Annotated in this window: 19 protein-coding genes and 1 pseudogene; 8 read left to right on the plus strand and 12 right to left on the minus strand. The window is 66.6% G+C overall.

Going from position 1 to position 19,302, the window contains the following annotated elements:
• The 3 genes and pseudogenes from IEW24_RS00005 to IEW24_RS00015 form a co-directional block, all read left to right on the plus strand.
• Positions 1–405 (plus strand): annotated as a pseudogene (locus IEW24_RS00005) (succinate--CoA ligase subunit alpha); the annotation flags it as partial.
• Positions 406–479: 74 nt separating this feature from the next.
• On the plus strand, positions 480–686 hold the full coding sequence (locus IEW24_RS00010; RefSeq protein ID WP_188574224.1) for a YqaE/Pmp3 family membrane protein: 207 nt from the start codon (positions 480–482) through the stop codon (positions 684–686).
• Positions 687–723: 37 nt separating this feature from the next.
• Complete coding sequence (locus tag IEW24_RS00015) at positions 724–1,497, plus strand: fumarylacetoacetate hydrolase family protein (protein ID WP_188574226.1); 774 nt, start codon at positions 724–726, stop codon at positions 1,495–1,497.
• A gap of 99 nt (positions 1,498–1,596) precedes the next feature.
• Here IEW24_RS00015 and IEW24_RS00020 read toward each other — a convergent pair whose 3' ends face one another.
• Positions 1,597–3,411, minus strand: coding sequence for an ABC-F family ATP-binding cassette domain-containing protein (locus IEW24_RS00020; protein WP_188574230.1), 1,815 nt, complete (start codon positions 3,409–3,411; stop codon positions 1,597–1,599).
• Positions 3,412–3,855: 444 nt separating this feature from the next.
• The gene (locus IEW24_RS00025; protein ID WP_188574232.1) at positions 3,856–4,035 is read right to left on the minus strand and encodes a YdcH family protein; all 180 of its coding nucleotides are present in this window, start codon (positions 4,033–4,035) and stop codon (positions 3,856–3,858) included.
• A gap of 154 nt (positions 4,036–4,189) precedes the next feature.
• On the opposite strand from IEW24_RS00025, the gene IEW24_RS00030 reads away from it, so the two are divergent.
• Positions 4,190–4,396, plus strand: coding sequence for a YdcH family protein (locus IEW24_RS00030; protein WP_188574233.1), 207 nt, complete (start codon positions 4,190–4,192; stop codon positions 4,394–4,396).
• 92 nt (positions 4,397–4,488) lie between these two features.
• Here IEW24_RS00030 and IEW24_RS00035 read toward each other — a convergent pair whose 3' ends face one another.
• On the minus strand, positions 4,489–4,974 hold the full coding sequence (locus IEW24_RS00035) for a peroxiredoxin (RefSeq protein WP_188574235.1): 486 nt from the start codon (positions 4,972–4,974) through the stop codon (positions 4,489–4,491).
• Positions 4,975–5,070: 96 nt separating this feature from the next.
• Positions 5,071–5,928, minus strand: a complete 858-nt coding sequence (locus tag IEW24_RS00040) for a protein-disulfide reductase DsbD domain-containing protein (RefSeq protein WP_188574237.1) — start codon at positions 5,926–5,928, stop codon at positions 5,071–5,073.
• Between the two features lie 194 nt (positions 5,929–6,122).
• On the opposite strand from IEW24_RS00040, the gene IEW24_RS00045 reads away from it, so the two are divergent.
• Positions 6,123–6,725: a YqgE/AlgH family protein gene (locus IEW24_RS00045; RefSeq protein ID WP_244644051.1), complete on the plus strand. Its 603-nt coding sequence runs from the start codon at positions 6,123–6,125 to the stop codon at positions 6,723–6,725.
• Positions 6,726–6,785: 60 nt separating this feature from the next.
• Here IEW24_RS00045 and IEW24_RS00050 read toward each other — a convergent pair whose 3' ends face one another.
• Complete coding sequence (locus IEW24_RS00050; RefSeq protein WP_188577192.1) at positions 6,786–9,650, minus strand: EAL domain-containing protein; 2,865 nt, start codon at positions 9,648–9,650, stop codon at positions 6,786–6,788.
• Positions 9,651–10,047: 397 nt separating this feature from the next.
• Positions 10,048–11,052, minus strand: a complete 1,005-nt coding sequence (locus IEW24_RS00055) for an NAD(P)H-quinone oxidoreductase (RefSeq protein WP_188574240.1) — start codon at positions 11,050–11,052, stop codon at positions 10,048–10,050.
• A 222-nt stretch (positions 11,053–11,274) separates the two neighbouring features.
• Between IEW24_RS00055 and IEW24_RS00060 the strand changes: the two genes are divergently transcribed.
• Together IEW24_RS00060 and IEW24_RS00065 are read left to right on the plus strand one after the other, a co-directional pair.
• Positions 11,275–11,460, plus strand: coding sequence for a DUF1192 domain-containing protein (locus tag IEW24_RS00060; RefSeq protein WP_188574242.1), 186 nt, complete (start codon positions 11,275–11,277; stop codon positions 11,458–11,460).
• Positions 11,461–11,683: 223 nt separating this feature from the next.
• Positions 11,684–12,181, plus strand: a complete 498-nt coding sequence (locus tag IEW24_RS00065) for a DUF1465 family protein (protein WP_188574244.1) — start codon at positions 11,684–11,686, stop codon at positions 12,179–12,181.
• Between the two features lie 147 nt (positions 12,182–12,328).
• On the opposite strand, the gene rpmE is transcribed toward IEW24_RS00065, so the two are convergent.
• Positions 12,329–12,553 carry a 50S ribosomal protein L31 gene (gene rpmE / locus IEW24_RS00070; RefSeq protein ID WP_188574246.1) on the minus strand — a complete coding sequence of 75 codons (225 nt, stop codon included), beginning with the start codon at positions 12,551–12,553 and terminating at the stop codon, positions 12,329–12,331.
• Between the two features lie 95 nt (positions 12,554–12,648).
• Between rpmE and IEW24_RS00075 the strand changes: the two genes are divergently transcribed.
• Positions 12,649–14,454 (plus strand): ABC transporter transmembrane domain-containing protein, encoded by a 1,806-nt coding sequence (locus tag IEW24_RS00075; RefSeq protein ID WP_373869990.1) that lies wholly within the window; start codon positions 12,649–12,651, stop codon positions 14,452–14,454.
• A gap of 57 nt (positions 14,455–14,511) precedes the next feature.
• Here IEW24_RS00075 and IEW24_RS00080 read toward each other — a convergent pair whose 3' ends face one another.
• The 5 genes from IEW24_RS00080 to IEW24_RS00100 form a co-directional block, all read right to left on the minus strand.
• The gene (locus tag IEW24_RS00080) at positions 14,512–15,183 is read right to left on the minus strand and encodes a L,D-transpeptidase (protein WP_244644052.1); all 672 of its coding nucleotides are present in this window, start codon (positions 15,181–15,183) and stop codon (positions 14,512–14,514) included.
• Positions 15,184–15,548: 365 nt separating this feature from the next.
• Positions 15,549–16,037 carry a GNAT family N-acetyltransferase gene (locus IEW24_RS00085; RefSeq protein ID WP_244644053.1) on the minus strand — a complete coding sequence of 163 codons (489 nt, stop codon included), beginning with the start codon at positions 16,035–16,037 and terminating at the stop codon, positions 15,549–15,551.
• Positions 16,034–17,053, minus strand: a complete 1,020-nt coding sequence (locus tag IEW24_RS00090; protein WP_188574251.1) for a peptidoglycan -binding protein — start codon at positions 17,051–17,053, stop codon at positions 16,034–16,036. The genes IEW24_RS00085 and IEW24_RS00090 overlap by 4 nt, the downstream gene beginning before the upstream one ends.
• 1 nt (position 17,054) lies before the next feature.
• Positions 17,055–18,152: a flagellar motor protein MotA gene (locus IEW24_RS00095; protein ID WP_188574253.1), complete on the minus strand. Its 1,098-nt coding sequence runs from the start codon at positions 18,150–18,152 to the stop codon at positions 17,055–17,057.
• Positions 18,153–18,442: 290 nt separating this feature from the next.
• Positions 18,443–19,231 carry an inositol monophosphatase family protein gene (locus IEW24_RS00100; protein ID WP_188574254.1) on the minus strand — a complete coding sequence of 263 codons (789 nt, stop codon included), beginning with the start codon at positions 19,229–19,231 and terminating at the stop codon, positions 18,443–18,445.
• Positions 19,232–19,302 lie beyond the last annotated feature (71 nt).

The raw sequence follows: 19,302 nt of genomic DNA on the forward strand, positions 1-19,302 counted from the left end.
GCGGTGTTCCAGACCTCGCAGGAGGGCCTTGGCCAGACGTCGGCTGTGGGCATCGGCGGTGACCCGGTGAAGGGCACGGAGTTCATCGACGTGCTTGAGATGTTCCTTGCGGACGAGAAGACGCAGTCGATCGTGATGATCGGCGAGATCGGCGGCTCGGCCGAGGAAGATGCGGCGCAGTTCCTGAAGGACGAGGCGAAGCGTGGCCGGAAGAAGCCGATGGTTGGCTTCATCGCGGGCCGCACGGCGCCTCCCGGTCGCCGCATGGGTCATGCGGGCGCGATCATCTCCGGCGGCAAGGGCGGCGCGGAAGACAAGATCGCCGCCATGGAAGAGGCCGGCATCCGCGTCTCGCCCTCCCCGGCGCGACTCGGAAAGACCCTGGTCGAAGTGCTGAAGGGCTGACCTCTACCCAAGGGCAGGCCGCATTCCTATCTCTTCCCCTGCTGTGCCTTCAGGGCACGACATGGAGAGGTCGAATGATTGCGATTGCGGTTCTGCTGCCTTGGCTGGCGCTCATGCTGCGCGGGCGGGTGTTTCAGGGCCTGCTGTGCCTGATCCTGCAGATCACGCTCATCGGCTGGCTGCCGGCCGCCATCTGGGCGGTGATGGTGGTGAAGAACGACAATGAGGAGCGCCGGCATCGGGAAGTGCTGGCCTCCATGAACAACCAGCGTATGCGCTGAGCCACGCCTCCCGTGGCCGGTGCCACGGGAGGATGACATGGCCAAATGGGTGCGCTTCACGGACGGCGGAACGACCGGCTTCGGCAAGGTTGATGGAGATCGGATCGCCGTTTACGCGGGCAACATGTTCAACGGCGCCAAGCCCACCGGCGAGGTGCGGCCCCTGGAGGGGGCGGCTCTCGCAGCGCCCTGCGATCCCACCAAGATCATCGCGCTGTGGAACAATTTCCATGGCCTCGCCGCCAAGCTGAACGTGGCCGAGCCGGCCGAGCCGCTCTATCTGCTGAAGTCCATCGGCAGCGTCGCGGCGCCCGACAGCGAGGTCCGGCGTCCGCCCGCCTATAGCGGCAAGACGGTCTATGAGGGTGAGCTGGGCATCGTCATCGGCAAGACCGCAACCAACATCTCCGAGGACGAGGCGGCCAGCCACATCTTCGGCTACACCATCGTCAACGATCTGACGGCTGCCGACATTCTCAACAAGGATCCCACCTTTCCGCAATGGGCGCGGGCCAAGGGGTTCGACGGCTATGGCCCGTTCGGGCCGTGGATCGTGACCGATGTTGATCCCACGCTCGCCAACGTGCGCACCGTGCTGAACGGCGCCGAGCGGCAGAATTATCCCCTCTCGGACATGATCTTCCCACCGGCGCGGCTGGTCTCCCTGCTGTCGCAGGACATGACGCTCAATCCGGGCGATCTCATTGCCTGCGGCACCTCCATCGGTGTCGGTTCCATGAAGGAGCCGCGCAACGAGGTGGAAGTCAGCATCGACGGCATCGGCACGCTGCGGACCGTCTTCGTGCAGTGAGCTTCCATCCGGCCCGGAAACGCGCCGCGGGACCCGTCATTGTAGCCGGTCCGGCTCCCGACAGGTCCCGCTATTGAGTAGCGGCTGATCGGGAGCCGATCAGCCGCCCAGCTCCTCGCGCAGGATTTCGAGGCGCAGCCATTCCTCCTCAGCCGCGTCGATGTCCGCCAGCACTTTGGCATGGGCCGTGCTCGCCTTCTCGAAGGCGGCGGGATCGCGGGCATAGAGGTTCGGATCGGCCAGACGCTCTTCCAGCTTCGCGTTCTCGGCGCGCAGCTTGTCCAGCGTCTTAGGCAAGGTCTGTAGCGCATGCTTCTCGTGGAAGGAGAGGCGGCGCTTGGCCTCCTTGGGCGCGGCGGCGGTCGCCTTGGCGCTGGACCTGCTCTCCGCCTTGCCGTCGTCCAGGCGGGCCTTGGCTTCCACGCCACGCCCGCGCTGGTTGACCATGTCCGCGTAGCCGCCGGCATATTCGTTGAACACGCCATTGCCTTCCGCCGCGATCACCGAGGTGACGGTGCGGTCCAGGAAGTCGCGGTCATGGCTCACCAGAATGACCGTGCCTGGGAAGTCCGCGACCATCTCCTGCAGAAGGTCGAGGGTCTCGAGGTCGAGGTCGTTGGTGGGCTCGTCGAGCACCAGCACATTGGCGGGTAGCGCGAGGGCGCGGGCCAGCATGAGCCGGCCGCGCTCGCCGCCGGACAGGACGGAGAGCGGGGAGTTGGCCTGCTCGGGGGTGAACAGGAAGTCCTTCAGATAGCCCATCACGTGCTTGGGCTGCCCGCCCACCAGCACAGTGTCGCTGCCGCCGCCGGTCAGGGCATCGCGCAGTGTGGTCTCGGGCCGCAGGGCGGCACGCTTCTGGTCGAGGGAGGCCACTTCCAGATTGGTGCCCAGCCGCACGCTGCCGCTGTCCGGCTGGAGTTCGCCGGTGAGCATCTTCAGCAATGTGGTCTTGCCGGCGCCATTGGGGCCGACGATGCCAATCCGGTCGCCGCGCAGGATGCGGGTGGAGAATTCGTTCACCACCGGCACGTCGTCATAGGCCTTGGCGATGCGCTTGGCCTCGATCACCAGCTTGCCCGAGGTCTGGGCTTCGGTGACGGTGATCGCCACATTGCCCTGAACGCGACGCTCCTCGCGGCGGTCCTTGCGCATGGAGTGCAGTTCGCCCAGACGCCGCACGTTGCGCTTGCGCCGGGCGGTGACGCCGTAGCGCAGCCAGTCCAGCTCGGCGACGATCTTGCGGTCGAGCTTGTGGCGCTCCGTCTCTTCCTGCTCCAGCACCTGATCGCGCCAGCCCTCGAAGGCGGTGAAACCCTGCTCGAGGCGGCGGGTGGTGCCACGGTCGATCCACAAGGTGGCGCGGGAGAGATTCTCCAGGAAGCGCCGGTCATGGGAGATGATGACGAGGGCGGAGCGCAGTGACTTCAACTCGGCTTCCAGCCACTCGATGGCCGGAAGATCGAGATGGTTGGTGGGCTCGTCCAGCATGAGCACGTCCGGCTCGGGAGCGATGACGCGCGCCAGAGCGGCTCGGCGCGCTTCGCCGCCGGACAGGTTAGACGGGTCTTCCCGGCCGGTGAGGCCGAGCTGGTCCAGCAGGTATTGCGCGCGATATTCTTGGTCGCCCGGCCCCATGCCGGCTTCCACATAAGCGAGCGTCGTCGCATAGCCGGAGAAATCGGGCTCCTGCGGCAGATAGCGCACCGTGGTGCCGGGCTGCACGAAGCGTGTGCCCGAATCCGGCTCGATGAGGCCGGCTGCCACCTTCAGCAGCGTGGACTTGCCGGAGCCGTTGCGCCCGACGAAGCACAGTCGCTCTCCCGCCGAGACGGACAGCTCCGCACCATCGAGGAGAGGCTGCACGCCGAAGCGCAGGTGGATATCTTGGAGCAGAACGAGAGGAGGGGCCATGGCGGGGGATTAGCCTTCCTTGCGCGTGAACGCAAAGGCTTCTCCATCCGCCGTGGCCCCGCCCTGCGCGCATCGGCAGGGAAGACCCAACCGGCCGAGGTGGGTCGCGACCCTGCCGCGCGTCCCGCGCGACACCAAAGGCCGCGCGGTATCTGGTTCAAAGACGGGCGAAACCCTGGGGAGTGGGGCGCGCCGGTCGCGAAAAGAGGAGGTCAGGCAAGTGCCTGCACGCTCCGGGCACCCCGCAGCAGGCGGAGGTGGTCAGGCAGAAGGATCCGCAGGGCGCAGATCTCCGGTACGCGGAGCGAACCCCGCGTATGCCTCGGTGATGTGTGACGCGTGCGCATCATCCCGAGCCCCGTGGCGGATGCCACGTGGACGACTGGGCGCACACCTCAACCTCGCACGAAACGAAGTTCGCGCGCGGCTGACGTCACGGAGTGATCAATGGAGGGTGTTTTCGCCGCGAAGGCGGGCGATCTGGTCTTTGAGCACCAGCTTTCGGCGCTTCATCTCAGCTACCTTCAGCGGATCGCTGGCAGGGCTGGTCAGTTCACGGTGTATCTCGGACTCAAGAGCGGCGTGGCGACGCTGAAGCTCCTGCAAGTGCGACTGGACGGACATTCTTGGCCTCTCCCTGTCTGCAACGGTCTTCATCCTGTCATGGAGACGGCAAAGAGTCGACCGCCTAATCTGCGGCTGGGACGTCAGGTCGCTTGCAGGTGCGCAAGCCCGTGCGATATTCGAGAAGTCTGCTCAAGGGGCGCCGCGAAAACGTATGACACATGAGGACGAGCGGGATCTGACCGCGCTTTTGGAACGCCTGCGGCAGGAGCACAGGGACCTCGATGCGGCCATTGAGGCCCTGACTTCGGTAGCAGGGTCTGACGTGCTGCAGGTCCAGCGCCTGAAGAAGAGGAAGCTCCAGCTTAAGGACAGGATCAGCCATCTGGAGGATGAGCTGTTTCCGGATATTATTGCCTGAAAACAATGGTTTGTGGCCCGCTCTCGCGCTGGCCCGAAACATGAAGCGGGCGCCGACAGTGCGGCGCCCGGAAGGTACGAAACGATCGGTGTTCAAATTTGGGTGAGCAGGGTCTGCGCGCTGGAGACATCCGCCTTGGAGGGGACGTCCTCCACGTTCAGCAGCTTCACAACGCCATTCTCCACGAGCATGGAATAGCGCTTGGAGCGCGTGCCGAGGCCCACTGCTGAACCGTCGAACGACAGGTCCAGCGCCTTGGCGAAGTCCGCATTGCCGTCGGACAGAAACAGCACCTTGCCGTCCGCGCCGGAGGCGGCTTCCCAGGCACCCATTACGAACGGGTCGTTCACCGCCACCACGGCGATGGTGTCGATGCCCTTGGCCTTGATGTCGGCGGCGCGCGCCACATAACCGGGCAGGTGATTCTTGTGGCAGGTGGGCGTGAAGGCGCCGGGCACGGCGAACAGCACCACCTTCTTGTCCTTGAAGATCTCGTCCGTGGTCTTCGGCACGGGGCCGTCTTCCGTGGACACGCGGAAGGTGGCGTTGGGCAGGGTGTCGCCAACCTGAATGGGCATCTTCGTCTCCGCTTATCTTGCCGCCTCATGGGCGGGCGGAGCGGAGAATAGGAGGTTTTGGGGCCGAGGAAAGCGCGAAGCTGAGCCTGTGGACGCTCAGGGCTTCGCGTCGGGCTGCGGCAGGGCGGCTTCGGTCTCGATGGCGCGCCCAGCCTCCACCAGCGTGAGCCGCAGGCGGGCACCGGGCAGGGGCGTATCGGTGGGGACGCCGAGCAGGGGGGCGGCGAAGCGCTGGATATCGCCCTCGCGCCCGATGGGCTCGGGCAGGGGCAGCGCCCAGCTATCGTCGGGGCCTTCCAGAAACAGCATGGCCTCCGGCGTAGCGCGGGCGGTGATGATGAGGCGGCCCGGCTTGGGGCCTGTGTCATGGGTCAGGCCGAGGATCGCCGGCCCCTGGGGCGCGCCGAAGGCCGTCTCAACGGGAACGCTCGCGCGGGCGGCGGCGAGCTGCGGATCCTCCCCGCCGGCGCCCGGCAGGGCGAGGGTGAGATGAGCATCGGCGGGCACGCAGAGCGACTGACAGACGGCGAAGTCGAGCGCGAGGTCGAGCTGCGCGGGCTTGGCCTTGTCCGTCAGGCGCACTGCGAGCGGCAGCACCACCTTGTCCTTGTAGCCGATTGAGAAGCCGCCTGCGCCGTCGGGAAAGCGCCGGGGGGCCGGCCAGCCCACGCGCACGTCCGCCACATTGGTGGAGCCGCTCCAGTTGAAACGGGGGGGCACGCCGCTGTCGCCGGGATAGCGCCAATAGGTCTTCCAGCCCGAAGCGAGCGCGATCTCGAGGCCGGCATGGACGACGTCGCCCGTCAGGCTGCCGGCGATCAGACGCAGTTGCGTGCCCTCGGCACTCGATACGCTGTCGGCGGCGCGGGCGGGCCTTGCTGCGAACGCAGGCAGCAGCATGCCGCCGGCGAGCGCCATGGCGGTGCAGAGGAGGTGGCGGCGGGTCGCATTCATTCCTTTTGCGCTACCTCGTGCAGGCGGTCGGTGCAAAGGGATTGTCTGCAAATCCCCGTGACAGACAGTGGAGTGGGGCCTGTGAAACCATTGGTTGGCGCGACATCGGCGGGCGCTTTCGGGTCGTCTCCTGTTCGGGGCACGTTCCCAAACGGCGTGTTGCGGGTTACGCTTCGCGGATGATGGCTGATCGTATGCATTCGTCACCCTCGGGTCCGCGCGAATTCCTCGACGGGCAGTTGCTCATCGCCATGCCGAGTATGCGGGACGAGCGTTTTTCACGTGCCCTAGTCTATCTCTGTGCGCATTCCGCCGAGGGCGCCATGGGGATCGTGGTGAACCAGCCAGCCTCCCATATCGACTTCGGGGAGTTGCTGGTCCAGCTCGACGTGCTGCCTGCCTCGGATCGCATCCTGCTGCCGCCGCGAGCGGGCAATGTGAAGGTGCTGAAGGGCGGTCCGGTGGAAACCGGGCGGGGCTTCGTGCTGCATTCCTCCGATTATTTCATCGAGAATTCCACGTTGCCCATCGACAACGGCATCTGCCTCACCGCTTCGCTCGACATATTGAAGGCGATTGCTGTCGGCGGTGGGCCGGCCAGCGCCGTGCTGGCGCTGGGCTATGCGGGCTGGGCGCCGGGACAGCTGGAAAACGAGATCCAGGCCAACGGCTGGCTGCATTGCCCGGCCGATCCGGAACTGGTGTTCGGTGCGGTGGTGGAAGCCAAATACGACCTTGCCCTGCGCAAGCTCGGTGTCCACCCCGGCATGCTCTCCAGCGAGGCCGGGCACGCCTGAAACGCAACTACCCGACGCGGGGCGGAGTCCCCCGCGCCCGCCATATCCGCAGGGATTGCCTCAGGCGCTGCGGCGGCGGCGCTCCTCCGAGGGGGAGGGCTGCAGCAGCACGCGGCATTCCTCGGCGGTGAGCGGCTCACCGAACAGCGTGCCCTGACCATATTCGGAGCCGAGGCGGCTCATCTCGCTGGCCTCGCTCTCCTTCTCCAGTCCCTCGCACATCACTTCCATGCCGAGCTGGTGCGCCAGCTCGATCATGGAGCCGACGATGATCGGGCGGGCGGCGCGCGCCGGGCCCTTCACCGTGTCGCGGATGAAGCGCTGGTCGATCTTGATGGCATCGAAGGGGAAGCGCGGCAGGTAGGTGAGGGCCGACTGGCCGACGCCGAAATCGTCCATCACCAGCCCGGCCCCCAGCTCGCGCATGCGGTGAAGCATGACGGCGGCATATTCGGGGTTCTCCATGGCCAGCGCCTCGGTCACTTCCAGCTTCAGTGAGCCGGGGGCCACCACGTTGCGGGCCAGCACTGATTTCAGATCCTGAATCAGGTCATGACGCAGGAGCTGACGGGAAGAGACGTTCACCGTCATGAACAGCGGCGGGTCCACCTTCAGGATGCGCTGCCACTGGCCGAGCTGGCGTGCGGCGCGCTCCAGCACGAACAGGCCGAGGTCGAGGATGACACCGGTGTCTTCCGCCACCTGCAGGAAGTCGGCGGCGGAGAGTTCGCCGAGCGTGGGATGGCGCCAGCGCATGAAGGCCTCGAAGCCACCGATGGCCCGGTCGTGCAGGCGGACCACGGGCTGATAGCGCACGATGATCTCATCACGCTCCAGCGCCCGGCGCAGGTCGCTTTCCAGCGAGGTGCGGTCGATCTTCTGCTGCCGCATGGCGGGGCGGAACACCTCGATGCGGTCGCCGCCCACGCGCTTGGCAAAGTACATGGCGAGTTCGGCGTTCTTGAGCACGTCCTCGCGCTTGTTCTGCTCGGCGCTGGCCAGCACGAGGCCGATGGAGGCGGTGATGAACACTTCCCGCTCGGCGAAGGTGATGGGTGCGCGCAGTGAACGGCGCAGGGTGTCGGCGAAGGTGGTGATGCGTTCGGGATCGCGTTCGGAGAGCAGGATCATGCCGAACTGGTCGCTGGACAGGCGGGCCAGCGTGTCCTGCGGCTTCAGCAGGCGCATGAGGCGGCGCGCCACGGTCAGCAGAATGGAATCACCCACCGCCATGCCCACCGAGACGTTGACCTGCTTGAAGCGGTCGATGTCGATGATCATGACCGTCGGCCGCACGCCGTCGTCCATCTGGGAGAAGGTCAGCGCCTGATCGAGCCGGTCGAGGAACAACTCGCGGTTGGCAAGGCCGGTGAGATTGTCGCGCACGGCGTCATGCAGCAGCCGCTCGGCTGCGACCCGCTCGCCGGTCACGTCAGAGAGGGCGCCGATGCAGCGGACCACCTCGCCATCCGCACCCACCACCGGGCGGGCGCGCAGGTTGAAGGTCAGATAATGGCCGTCGATGGCCCGCAGGCGGAAATCCTGGTCGATGCGGCCGCGCCGCTGGTCGATGATGCCGTCCAGCGTAGCGCGGAAGCGGTCGCGGTCGCCGGGGTGGAGGACCTCCAGCCAGCCAGCGGCTTCCGTCTCCAGCGAATGGCGCTTGAGGCCGAGGGCTTCTTCGGCTTCCGGTGAGACATAGATGCGGTCGCTGTCCACATCCCAGTCCCAGACGATGTAGCCGGAGCCGGCCAGCGCCAGAGCACGACGCTCGAGATCGGAGGCGGAGCCCTGCACGGCACCCACGCCCGCGAAGGCGTGCTGCATCACCGTGAAGCCGATCAACATGACGATGAGCACGAGGCCGCCGGAGAGAGCCGGGGCCACGAGGTCGTTGGTGACGACACCGGCCACCGTCATGCCGGCCATCATCACCCACACCACCAGCAGCAGCCATGTGGGGATAATGAGCACCGCGCGGTCATAGCCATGCTGGGACAGCCAGATCACCAGCAGCAGGCCCGCCACCGCCACGGCGGCGAGCGACAGGCGGGCGATGCCGGCGGCGACCGGCGCATCGAGCAGCGCCACGGCGACGAGGGCGGCGAGAAAGGCGAGCCAGCCCACCGCCACATGCACGTAGCGCACATGCCAGCGATTGAGGTTGAGATAGGCGAACAGGAAGACCAGCAGGGTGGCGGTGAGGAAGGCCTCGCCCGCCGCGCGCCAGAACTGCTCGGCCAGAGGGGAGAGGCCGAACACCTTCGACCAGAAAGAGAAGTCGAGGCCGATATAGCCCAGCACCGCCCAGGCGAGAGCAGCGGCGGCCGGGAACATCACCGAGCCCTTCACCACGAACAGGATGGTCAGGAACAGGGCCAGCAGGCCGGCAATTCCGATGACGATGCCGTGGTAGAGCGTGAAGCTGTTGACCTTGTCCTTGTAAGCGTCCGGCTGCCACAGATAGAGCTGCGGCAGATTGGGGCCGGCCAGCTCCGCCACGAAGGTCACGGTGGTGCCGGGATCGAGTGTGACGAGGAAGACGTCCGCATCGGGCGCGTTCTGGCGTTCCGGCTTGAAGCCCTGGCTCGGGGTCAGCGAGAGCACGCGCCGATTGCCCAGATCCGGCCAGAAGAGCCCCGAGCCTACCATGCGGTAGAAGGGCGCCACGATCAGGCGGTCCACCTGCTCGTCGGTATTGTTGGAGAGGGCGAAGGCCACCCAGTTGGGGTTCGGCCGCCCGTCGGACGAGCGCACCTCGATGCGGCGGACGATGCCGTCCGCACCGGGGGCGGTGGAAATCTGGACGCGCTCGTTATCTGTCTTCAGCTGTTCAACGGCGGGCAGGAGGTCTGTGACCTTGGCATCAAGCCGGACGGCGATGGCCTCGACCGCAGACGCGGGAGGCGTGGCCAGCACGAGCATGGCCAGAAGAACCAGACAAAAGGCGACGACAGAACGCAACGGCAAGCCTCCGCACCCGCCGCTTGGCCAGGTGGAACCGCGATCACCGGAGCCGGATGTCGGCCGGACCTGAGGTCCGATCGGACACATCCCGCTCCGAGTTCGGATAGAGTTGGATCGGATCAGATGGACTCCAGCTGACCCGTGAATCCGCTTCCAAAACCTAGATAGAAACGTCTCACGCCCGGCTTGCATGCAACCCGGACGGGACGTGCTCTAACGGCGCCGTGCGGCTGGAGCAAGGCGCGGTCTGGCACCATCATAGGGCTTTGGCAGGCCCGTGCCAGCGTCTTTGCGTTGCGCTGCGTGCCTGCCCAAGCGTCAGCGCGACCGCATGCCCCGTGTCGTCGATCCGTCCTCACCCGATCGTGAGGACGATCTTGCCGATATGGGTGCTGCCTTCCATGTGGGCGTGGGCCTTGGCCGCATCCGCGAGCGGGAAGGTGGCGTCGATGAGCGGCTTCACCGTGCCCTGCGTCAGCAGCGGCCACACCTTTTCCGTCAGGGCGGCGGCGATGGCGGCCTTGTCGGCCACCGGGCGGGAGCGCAGGGTCGAGCCTGTATGGGTCAGGCGCTTCAGCATGACGCGCATGAAATCCACCTGCACCTTCGAGCCCTGCTGGAAGGCGATCTGCACGATGCGGCCGTCCACCGCCGCCGCCTCGTAATTGCGGGGGATATAGTCGCCGCCGACCATGTCGAGGATGACGTTGACGCCCTTGCCCCCGGTGGCGCTCTTTACCTCGGCCACGAAGTCCTGGCTGCTGTAGTCGATGGCGAGATCGGCGCCCAGCTTCAGCGCGGCTTCGCATTTGGCGGCCGAGCCCACGGTCACGAACACCTTGGCGCCGAACGCCTTGGCCAACTGAATGGCCGTGGTTCCGATGCCGCTGGTGCCGCCGTGAACCAGCAGCGTCTCGCCCGCCTGAAGCCGGCCGCGATCGAACACGTTGCTCCACACGGTGAAGAAGGTTTCTGGCAGGGCCGCCGCCTCGATGGCCGACAGGCCGTCCGGCACCGGCAACGCGGTTGCTTCGGAAGTGGTGCAATATTCCGCATAGCCGCCGCCGGTGACGAGGGCGCAGATGGCGTCGCCCAGCTTGAAGCGGCTGACATCCGGGCCGAGGGCGACCACCGTGCCGGCGATCTCGAGGCCGGGAATATCGGAGGCACCTGCCGGCGGCGGATAGAGACCCTTGCGCTGCATGACGTCGGGCCGGTTCACGCCGGCCGCCTCCACCTTCACCAGCACCTCGCCCTTGCCCGGCTGGGGCACAGGACGTTCGCCGGGCACCAGAGCCTCCGGGCCTCCGGGGGTGGGAATGGTGATGGCGGTCATGGTGGCAGGCAGGGACGAGGTCATGGCAGCTCCCTTTGGCGCGATTCCCTGTGCAGGGTCCGTCGGCGCGGTGGCGATTTGGCGGAACATGCCGCACGCCTGAGGCGTCTTTCGCGGATGCGATCGGCAGATGGATGGTGTGCGCAGGTCGGCACCACCACCTTGCCGCTCTAGTAACCCATCGCGGTCCAAGCGAAAATGGAAACCTGCGTGCCGGCAGGCGCAGCATCGGAAAGGAGACACCCCATGGATGACGAGCGCCCCAAACCGCCCCCTTCCGCAATCCAGCTGGGCGCCGACATCGGCCGTCTCTCTGTGGATGAGATCGAAGAGCGTATCGGTCTCCTAAAGGAGGAGATCACACGCCTGGAAGATGCTCTGGTGGCCAAACGCGCTTCGCGCCACGCTGCGGACGCCGTGTTCAAGCTTTAGCGAAGCCTGCACGGGTGCTCAGGAAGCGGCCATCTCGTCTTGCGACGGATCACAGCACCGTGCTTTCCTGAACGTCCGGCGGTTGTCTCGGCGGATATGTGCTAGGCTGCCCTCTTCGGGTACCGCCCTGGACCTCTTTCGTCAGCTTGAGCGTTAGGACGGTGTGCCCTTGTGGCTGAGGGGTGCACGGAAGGCTCCGCTTCTTGGTGCCGAGGGAGTGAGTATGACCGCGTCCGCCCACCCAGGAACTGGCCCCTTCGCCGCTCTTTACAGTGATGGACTGGATCTGGCTGCGCGCCTTAGCGCCTATCTGAGCGGGCCGGGCAAGGCCCATGCCGAAAGCCTCCCGCTGGAAGCCCGGCTCGCCTATCACGACGAGGCGCGTGAACTCACCACATTGCTGCTGCAACTGGCCGCCTGGCTCCTGATGGAGCGGGCCGTGGCCGAGGGCGAGATGACGGTGGATCACGCCTGCCACGAGGCGGAAGAGCTGGAATTGCGTCCCCGCCGGGCCGTAGGGCCGCTGGGCATTCCCGATGGGCTGAAGGCGCTTCGGGCGGAAGCCGAGCTGCTGCGCCTGCGGGTCATCGCGCGGGCCGAGCATCTGCTCGCCATGGGCGAGCGGCCGCCGGAAAATCAGGTGGCGGCGCCGCGTCTGCGGCCGGGTACGCCCCATCTGCGCATCGTCTCGGATTCGGACGACAGGCCCTCGGCACCCTGAACGCACGGCGTTGTGACCGGGCTGCTTTCGGGGCGAAACAACTCTTCAAAAACGCATTAGAGCCGGATTGACCGATGGGGGCATGTGCCCCCGTCGGGTCCGGCTCCATTACGCAAAAGACGCGTCGACAGGTCGCAGGCTGAAGGATCAGCCCTTCAGCAGGCCGCCGAACTTGTTCTTGAAGCGCGAAACGCGGCCGCCGCGGTCGAGCAGCTGCTGGGTGCCGCCGGTCCACGCGGGATGGGTGCGCGGGTCGATATCGAGCGCCAGGGTGTCACCCTCCTTGCCGAAGGTGGAGCGCGTCGTGTACTCGGAGCCGTCCGTCATCACGACCTTGATGAAGTGATAATCGGGATGGATGTCGCTTTTCATGGGTTGCGTCCTTCTCCCCGCGCCGAGCCACGGCCCGTTCACGGTATGAATTCGTTTCCTGCCGGAAGTCGCGGGTCTATAGCCGAGAGCCTGCGTTGACACAAGTCGAGACCGCCCCTCTGGCGGAAGCAAAAACCGAGAGCTCCCCCAAGGGCCGGCGCGACCTGCGTCCCCTGGGCCGCCTCATGCCCTATCTGCTGGTCTATCGCGGCCGCATCGCGCTCGCCATGGTTGCGCTTGTCGCTGCCGCGGTGGCGACGCTGGTCATGCCGATAGCGGTCCGCCGCATGATCGATTTCGGCTTCGCGGCCGATCATGTGGGCCTGATCGACAACTATTTCACCATGCTGATCGGCGTGGTGGCCGTGCTGGCGGTGGCCTCCGCTGCCCGCTATTACCTCGTGACCACGCTCGGCGAGCGGGTGGTGGCGGACCTGCGCAGCGCGGTCTTTGCCCACCTGACCACGCTCGACGGCCTGTTCTACGACACCTCTCGTGCCGGCGAGCTGACCTCGCGTCTTGCTGCCGACACCACGCAGATCAAGTCGGCGGTGGGCGCTTCAGCCTCCATCGCGTTGCGCAACCTGGTGTTGTGCATCGGTGCTGTGGGCATGATGGTGTACACCAGCCCGCGCCTGTCCTCGCTGGTGCTGATCGCCATCCCCATCATCGTGCTGCCGCTGGTGGCCTCCGGTCGCCGGGTGCGCAAAAGCTCGCGGCTGGCGCAGGACGCGCTGGCGGACGCCTCGGCCTATGCGGGTGAGGCCGTGGGTGCCATGCGGGCGCTCCAGTCTTCCTCCGCCGAACCCGCCGCCCGCCAGCGCTTCGACAAGGAAGTGGAGACCGCCTATCGGGCCGCGCGCGATAGCACGATGGCGCGCTCTCTGCTGACCGGCGTCGCCATCTTCCTCGTCTTCGCCAGCATCGTGGCCATCCTCTGGACGGGCGCCCAGTCGGTGATGGCGGGCAGCATGAGCTCCGGCCAACTCGGCCAGTTCGTGATCTATGCGGTGATGGCGGCCAGTGGCTTCGGTCAGCTCTCGCAGGTCTGGGGCGAGGTGGCGGCGGCCGCTGGTGCCGCCGAGCGCATCGGCGAACTGCTCGGCGCAAGGCCGGCCGTGACCGTGCCATCCCAGCCGGCGGTGGTGCCGGCGCGGGTTTCCGGCGCCATCCGTTTCGAGGATGTGCGCTTCGCTTATCCCACGCGACCCGATGCTCCTGCCCTGCACGGTCTGACGGTTTCCATCCGCCCCGGCGAGCGGGTGGCGCTGGTCGGGCCGTCCGGTGCCGGCAAGAGCACGGTGTTTCAGCTGCTGGAACGCTTCTACGACCCGCAGGCCGGCCGCATCCTGCTTGATGGCGTGGACATCGCCTCGTGCGATCCGGTGGACGTGCGCGCGCAGATGGCCTTCGTGCCGCAGGACGTGGCCATCTTCGCCGACACCGTGCGGGAGAACATCCGCCTCGGCCGTCCCGATGCCACGGATGCCGAGGTGGAAGCCGCCGGCAAGGCAGCGCTGGTGGATGAGTTCGTCTCCCGCCTCTCCGATGGCTGGGATGCCCGCGTGGGCGAGCGGGGGGTGACGCTCTCCGGCGGCCAGCGTCAGCGCATCGTCATCGCCCGCGCCATCCTGCGTGCCGCGCCGATTCTGCTGCTGGACGAAGCCACCAGCGCGCTGGACGCGGAAAGCGAGACGCTGGTGCAGACCGCGCTGGAGCATTCCATGGAGGGCCGCACCACGCTGGTGATCGCCCATCGCCTCGCCACCGTGCTGAAGGCGGACCGCATCCTGGTGATGGAGAGCGGGCGGATCGTGGACGAGGGCAGCCATCGCGAACTGGTTGCCAAGGGCGGCCTGTATGCCCGCCTTGCCGCTCTTCAGTTCGCGGCAGCGGCCTGAGGATCCGCAGAAGACTGCACGCGGCGCCGGGTCATCCGGGCGCCGCGTTGGCGGCCATCAGAGCGGAGCGGCGGATCCTGCCATCCGCAGGGACGTGCGCTGGAGCACGACCACCTTGGTGCCGTTGGTCACGCGACCGTACAGGTCGATGATGTCCTGATTGAGCAGGCGGATGCAGCCGCTGGAGACGGCCTTGCCGATGGACCAGTCCTCATTGGTGCCGTGGATGCGGTAGAGCGTATCCACGTTGCCTTTGAAGAGGTACAGCGCCCGCGCGCCGAGCGGATTGGCCAATCCCGGCTCCATGCCGCCGCCCAGATGCCCGTAGCGCTGGGGCTCACGTGCCATCATGTCGCGGGTGGGTGTCCAGCGCGGCCATTCGCGCTTGTACTGGATGACGCCGGCGCCCTCGAACTCCAGCCCTTCCTTGCCGACGCCGATCCCGTAGCGCAGGGCCTGCTGGTTCTCGCGGACCAGATAGAGGAAGCGGGCGTCCGTATCGATGACCACCGTGCCCGGCATGTAGGGTTCGCGATAGTCCACCACCTGCCGCAGGAACTGCGGCTCGATCTGGGTCAGATCCGGGGCCGGGACGGGAAACCGCTCGTTCGGCAGAGCGGCATACATGCGGATGGCCTGCGGCGACGGATAGGCCGCTTCAACGGTCGGCTTCAGATCCTGCTGCGCGCCGGCGCCCATGCAGCCAGCCAGGGCGAGCGGAGAGGCCATGAGGAATGTCCGGCGGGAGATCGTGGCCACCCGACTGGATGTCGTTTGGCTGAACAGGCTGCGCGGAAGTACATGCATGCGGATGTCGAGACCGGTCAGGCGAACGGATCACATTATTCAGGCGGCGATCAGCCGGGGAACAAGTATCGTTAGCCAATAGTGAAAGGCGAAACAGGCGCGGATTCTGTTCATCTGGAAGGTTTATGTTGCCCGGAGAGGCTATAGAGTCTGGGGTATGGCGTTGCCGCAGCAAGGGCAACTCACATCGGTGTCATCGGCAGGGACCATCCGGCCGCGGCCCATCACGGATGCGTTTGTGCTGCCTGAAGGCCACTCCGGATCAGGCGGAGAGCTCTGAACGATGTTCAGTCAGAAGCCGCCGTCGCGCCGCCGGGTGTCCATTCCATGCGCCAGATGGCCCGGCCGGACATGGGGTTCTGGCCCGCCGAGACGATGCGCAGGCCGGCACGCTTGTAAAAGGCCACGGCCCGTCCGTTATCCTGATTGACGTCGAGCACGATGCCCGCCGGCGAGATCGCCCGGGCGGCAGCCATCAGTGCCGCTGCCGCTCCACCGCCCCGCTGTGCGGGCGAGACCGCCAACTGGTCCAGATAGCGGGTCGCCGGATCGATGATGACGAAGCCGGTGATACGGCCGTCCGGCGCCTGCGCCACCAGCACCTGCGCCCCGCCGTCCCGCAGCTTGGCGAGGTGGTCCAGAAACCACGGGCGCCGGGCCTCGAAATCTATGTCCGGCATGGTGGCGGCCCAGGTGGCGACCCAGAGGTCAGCCGCCTGCGTGAGGTCCGCATCCGAAAAGGGGCGGATGGCGAAGGCGCCAGTCGGCTCGCTCACCGCTCGGTCAGCTTCAGTTCGATACGGCGGTTGCGGGCCTGCGCCTCGTCCGATGCGCCGCTGTCGAGGGGCTGATACTCGCCGAAGCCTGCGGCGATCAGATGCGACGGCTGCACGCCCTTGGAGATCAGATACTGCGCCACCGCAATGGCGCGGGCGGCGGACAATTCCCAGTTGGAGGGGAATTGTACGGTCGAGATCGGCCGGCTGTCGGTGTGCCCGTCGATGCGCAATGCCCAGTTGATGTCCGGGGGGATCTGCTTTTCCAGCTGAAGGATGGCGGAGGCCAGCTTGTCCAGTTCGGCCAACGCCTCGGGACGCGGCGTGGCGGAGCCGCGGTCGAAGAAGACTTCCGACTGGAAGACGAAGCGGTCGCCCACCACGCGGATGTCGGGGCGGTTGCCGAGAATGTCGCGCAGGCGGCCGAAAAATTCGGAGCGGAAGCGGCTCAGCTCCTGCACCCGCTGGGCGAGGGCAACGTTCAGACGCTTGCCGAGATCGGCGATCTTGGTCTGGCTTTCCTGATCGCGCTTCTCGGAGATGTTCAGCGCCTCTTCCAGCGCCGCCATCTGCCGGCGCAAGGCGGCAATCTGCTGATTCAGGAGGTCGATCTGCGACAGGGCACGGCTGGCCGCGTCCTTCTGCATGTCCACTTCGCGCGCAAGAGCTGCCTCGCGCGACGGATCGGCCGTGGCCGGCGCGCTGCCCGTCGCCGCCTTCAGCCGGTCACGTTCGGCCTCCGTGGCCTGCAGGCTGGCGCGCAGGGCGCTGAGTTCGCCGTCCTGGCTCTGGCCGGTGGCCCGTTCCAGCGACAGGAGTTCGGTCAGCTGGCGGATCTGCGATTGCAGCCGCTGGAGTACATTGTCCTTCCCCGCCATGTCCTGGGTGAGGAAGAACTGCGTGACCATGAACACCGACAGCAGGAAGATGAACACCAGCAGCAGCGTGGACAGGGCGTCCACGAAGCCGGGCCAGTAGTCCACATGGCGATCGCGGCCGCGCCGCCCGAGTGCCATGTCAGTGTCCCCCGTGGCCGGAGGCGCTGGCTTCCTCGGAGGCGATGGCCTTTTCCAGCCGGTCGATCAGGCGCTTGATGTCCGCCTGCTGGGCGCCCTGCGTGTCGGCCATCTGCTTCAGCACCACCTGCTCGGAGCGCATGTGGGTGACGAGCCCCTGAAGGCTCTCCGCCAGATGGGCCACCGCCGTGGTGACACGCTGGGAGCCGGCCTCGGTCATGGTCTTTTCCAGCCGGGCCATGGCATCCACCAGCGGGTCGAGATCGAGCGCCGGGCCGGGCGGAGGCAGGAGTGCCGTCACGGGGCGGGCGTCGATGGTCTCGCGCTCGGGGGGCGGGATGGGCCGGGCGGGGGTCGACCGGCCGGAGGACAGGCCCTCATCGAGGTCGCGCACGGTGGTGGAGAGCCAGTCTTCCAGATCGGTATAGAAGCGGTTCTGCGCCTGGCCGGCCTGCAGATCGAGGAAGCCAAGGACCAGCGAGCCGGCGAGGCCGAACAGCGAGGACGAAAACGATATGCCCATGCCCGCCAGCGGCGCGGAGAGGCCGGACTTCATTTCCTCGAACATGGAGCCGCTGTCGCCGCCGCCTTGCAGCGAGGAGATGACGCCGCCGATGGCGCTGACGGTTTCCAGAAGGCCCCAGAAGGTGCCGAGCAGGCCGAGGAAGACCAGAAGCCCCGTGAGATAGCGGGCGGTGTCGCGGGCTTCATCGAGACGGGTGCCGATGGAGTCCAGGATGGAGCGCATGGTGGCCTGCGAAATGGCCATGCGGCCCATCCGGTCTCCCAGCAGCGCGGCCATGGGCGCCAGCAGCGTCGGCGCACGCGAAACCGCGAGGCCGGGGTCGGCGAGGCGGAAGGAATTTACCCATTCCACCTCGGGGAACAGCCGCGCCACCTGCCGGATGGCCAGAATGATACCGATGGCCAGGACGCCGAAGATGACGCCGTTCAGGCCCGGATTGTTCATGAAGGCGGCGACGATCTGTTTGTACAGAACCGCCGACAGGGCCGCGCAAAGCAGCAGAAAAACAATGATCCGCACCAGAAAGATGCGAGGAGATGAAACTTTCAGAAAAGGGTCAACGGCCCGCTGCATGCTCGCTCCCGCTAGAGCCGGATCCGTCGCATGACCCCTTCGAACAGGCCCATGTGACCGAAAGACCGTCTCTCTTAAAGAGTTAGAGGCGATTCATCACGCGGCAGGAAACAGCCCCTGCATCCTGCCGATGGGATCGTACTCTCGTCTTCCCGCGATTCGGACTATCGCATACCGGCGAGCAAAGGGAACCGGATGGGGGCTGTAACCCTCACCCTTCGGTGATTTTTACCGGGGGGCTGAACGTCCCCCGTGTGCCGCGCCAACCTGTGGCTGTGGCTTTTGGCGGCTCAGGCCTTCTTCAGCAACTTGAACAGGTCTTCGCGGATGTTCTCATTGCCGGCGATGATGTGGCCGTTGTCGAGGCTCTTGTCGCCACCGTCGAGGTCCGACACGTAGCCGCCCGCCTCGCGGATGATGATCATGCCCGCCGCCATGTCCCAAGCGCTGAGATCACGCTCCCAGAAGGCATCGAAGCGGCCGGCGGCGACCCAAGCCAGATCGATGGCCGCCGCGCCGGTGCGGCGCACGCCCGCCACCTGCCCCTGCACCAGGGACAGTTCGCGCTGGAACTTCTGGTGATCACCGCGGGCGAGGTGCGGAATGCCGCAGCCCACGACGCTGTCCGCCAGCTTGCGACGAGCCGCCACGCGCAGGCGGCGGTCGTTCAGATAGGCGCCCTGGCCCTTCTCGGCCACATAGAGCTCGTCCGTGACCGGGTTGAAGATCACGCCGGCGAACGGCACGCCGTTGCGCAGCAGGGCCAGCGAGATGGCGAAGATCGGGATGCCGTGCAGGAAGTTGGTGGTGCCGTCCAGCGGGTCAACCACCCACTCATTGGCTTCGTCGGTGCCGGCGACGCGGCCGCGCTCTTCCATGTTGAAGCCATAGCCGGGGCGGGCGCGGGAGAGCTCTGCGAACAGGGTTTCCTCGGCCTTGCGGTCGGCTGAGGAGACGAAATTCGCCGGACCCTTCAGCGAGACCTGCAGATTCTCCACCTCGCCAAAGTCGCGAGCGAGGGCGCGGCCGGCCTTGCGGACGGCCTGGACCATGACGGTGATCAGGGGAGAGCGGATCATAGGAGTGAAGTTCCTGGCGGGCGCGGCGCACTGTCTGCGCGGCTGCGGTCACGAATAAGAGAGGCGTTCGT

The organism is Azorhizobium oxalatiphilum, assembly GCF_014635325.1.
Classification (GTDB): domain Bacteria; phylum Pseudomonadota; class Alphaproteobacteria; order Rhizobiales; family Xanthobacteraceae; genus Azorhizobium; species Azorhizobium oxalatiphilum.

Bases quoted from the DNA above. Each gene is read 5' to 3' on its own strand.
- IEW24_RS00065 (WP_188574244.1), top strand. From the start codon at position 11,684: ATGACCGCGTCCGCCCACCCAGGAACTGGCCCCTTCGCCGCTCTTTAC.
- IEW24_RS00030 (WP_188574233.1), top strand. From the start codon at position 4,190: ATGACACATGAGGACGAGCGGGATCTGACCGCGCTTTTGGAACGCCTG.
- IEW24_RS00015 (WP_188574226.1), top strand. From the start codon at position 724: ATGGCCAAATGGGTGCGCTTCACGGACGGCGGAACGACCGGCTTCGGC.
- IEW24_RS00055 (WP_188574240.1), bottom strand. From the start codon at position 11,052: ATGACCTCGTCCCTGCCTGCCACCATGACCGCCATCACCATTCCCACC.
- IEW24_RS00090 (WP_188574251.1), bottom strand. From the start codon at position 17,053: ATGGCACTCGGGCGGCGCGGCCGCGATCGCCATGTGGACTACTGGCCC.
- IEW24_RS00025 (WP_188574232.1), bottom strand. From the start codon at position 4,035: ATGTCCGTCCAGTCGCACTTGCAGGAGCTTCAGCGTCGCCACGCCGCT.
- IEW24_RS00080 (WP_244644052.1), bottom strand. From the start codon at position 15,183: ATGGCCTCTCCGCTCGCCCTGGCTGGCTGCATGGGCGCCGGCGCGCAG.
- IEW24_RS00010 (WP_188574224.1), top strand. From the start codon at position 480: ATGATTGCGATTGCGGTTCTGCTGCCTTGGCTGGCGCTCATGCTGCGC.
- IEW24_RS00045 (WP_244644051.1), top strand. From the start codon at position 6,123: ATGCATTCGTCACCCTCGGGTCCGCGCGAATTCCTCGACGGGCAGTTG.
- IEW24_RS00095 (WP_188574253.1), bottom strand. From the start codon at position 18,152: ATGCAGCGGGCCGTTGACCCTTTTCTGAAAGTTTCATCTCCTCGCATC.
- IEW24_RS00035 (WP_188574235.1), bottom strand. From the start codon at position 4,974: ATGCCCATTCAGGTTGGCGACACCCTGCCCAACGCCACCTTCCGCGTG.
- IEW24_RS00100 (WP_188574254.1), bottom strand. From the start codon at position 19,231: ATGATCCGCTCTCCCCTGATCACCGTCATGGTCCAGGCCGTCCGCAAG.
- IEW24_RS00050 (WP_188577192.1), bottom strand. From the start codon at position 9,650: ATGCTCGTGCTGGCCACGCCTCCCGCGTCTGCGGTCGAGGCCATCGCC.
- IEW24_RS00020 (WP_188574230.1), bottom strand. From the start codon at position 3,411: ATGGCCCCTCCTCTCGTTCTGCTCCAAGATATCCACCTGCGCTTCGGC.
- IEW24_RS00040 (WP_188574237.1), bottom strand. From the start codon at position 5,928: ATGAATGCGACCCGCCGCCACCTCCTCTGCACCGCCATGGCGCTCGCC.
- rpmE (WP_188574246.1), bottom strand. From the start codon at position 12,553: ATGAAAAGCGACATCCATCCCGATTATCACTTCATCAAGGTCGTGATG.
- IEW24_RS00060 (WP_188574242.1), top strand. From the start codon at position 11,275: ATGGATGACGAGCGCCCCAAACCGCCCCCTTCCGCAATCCAGCTGGGC.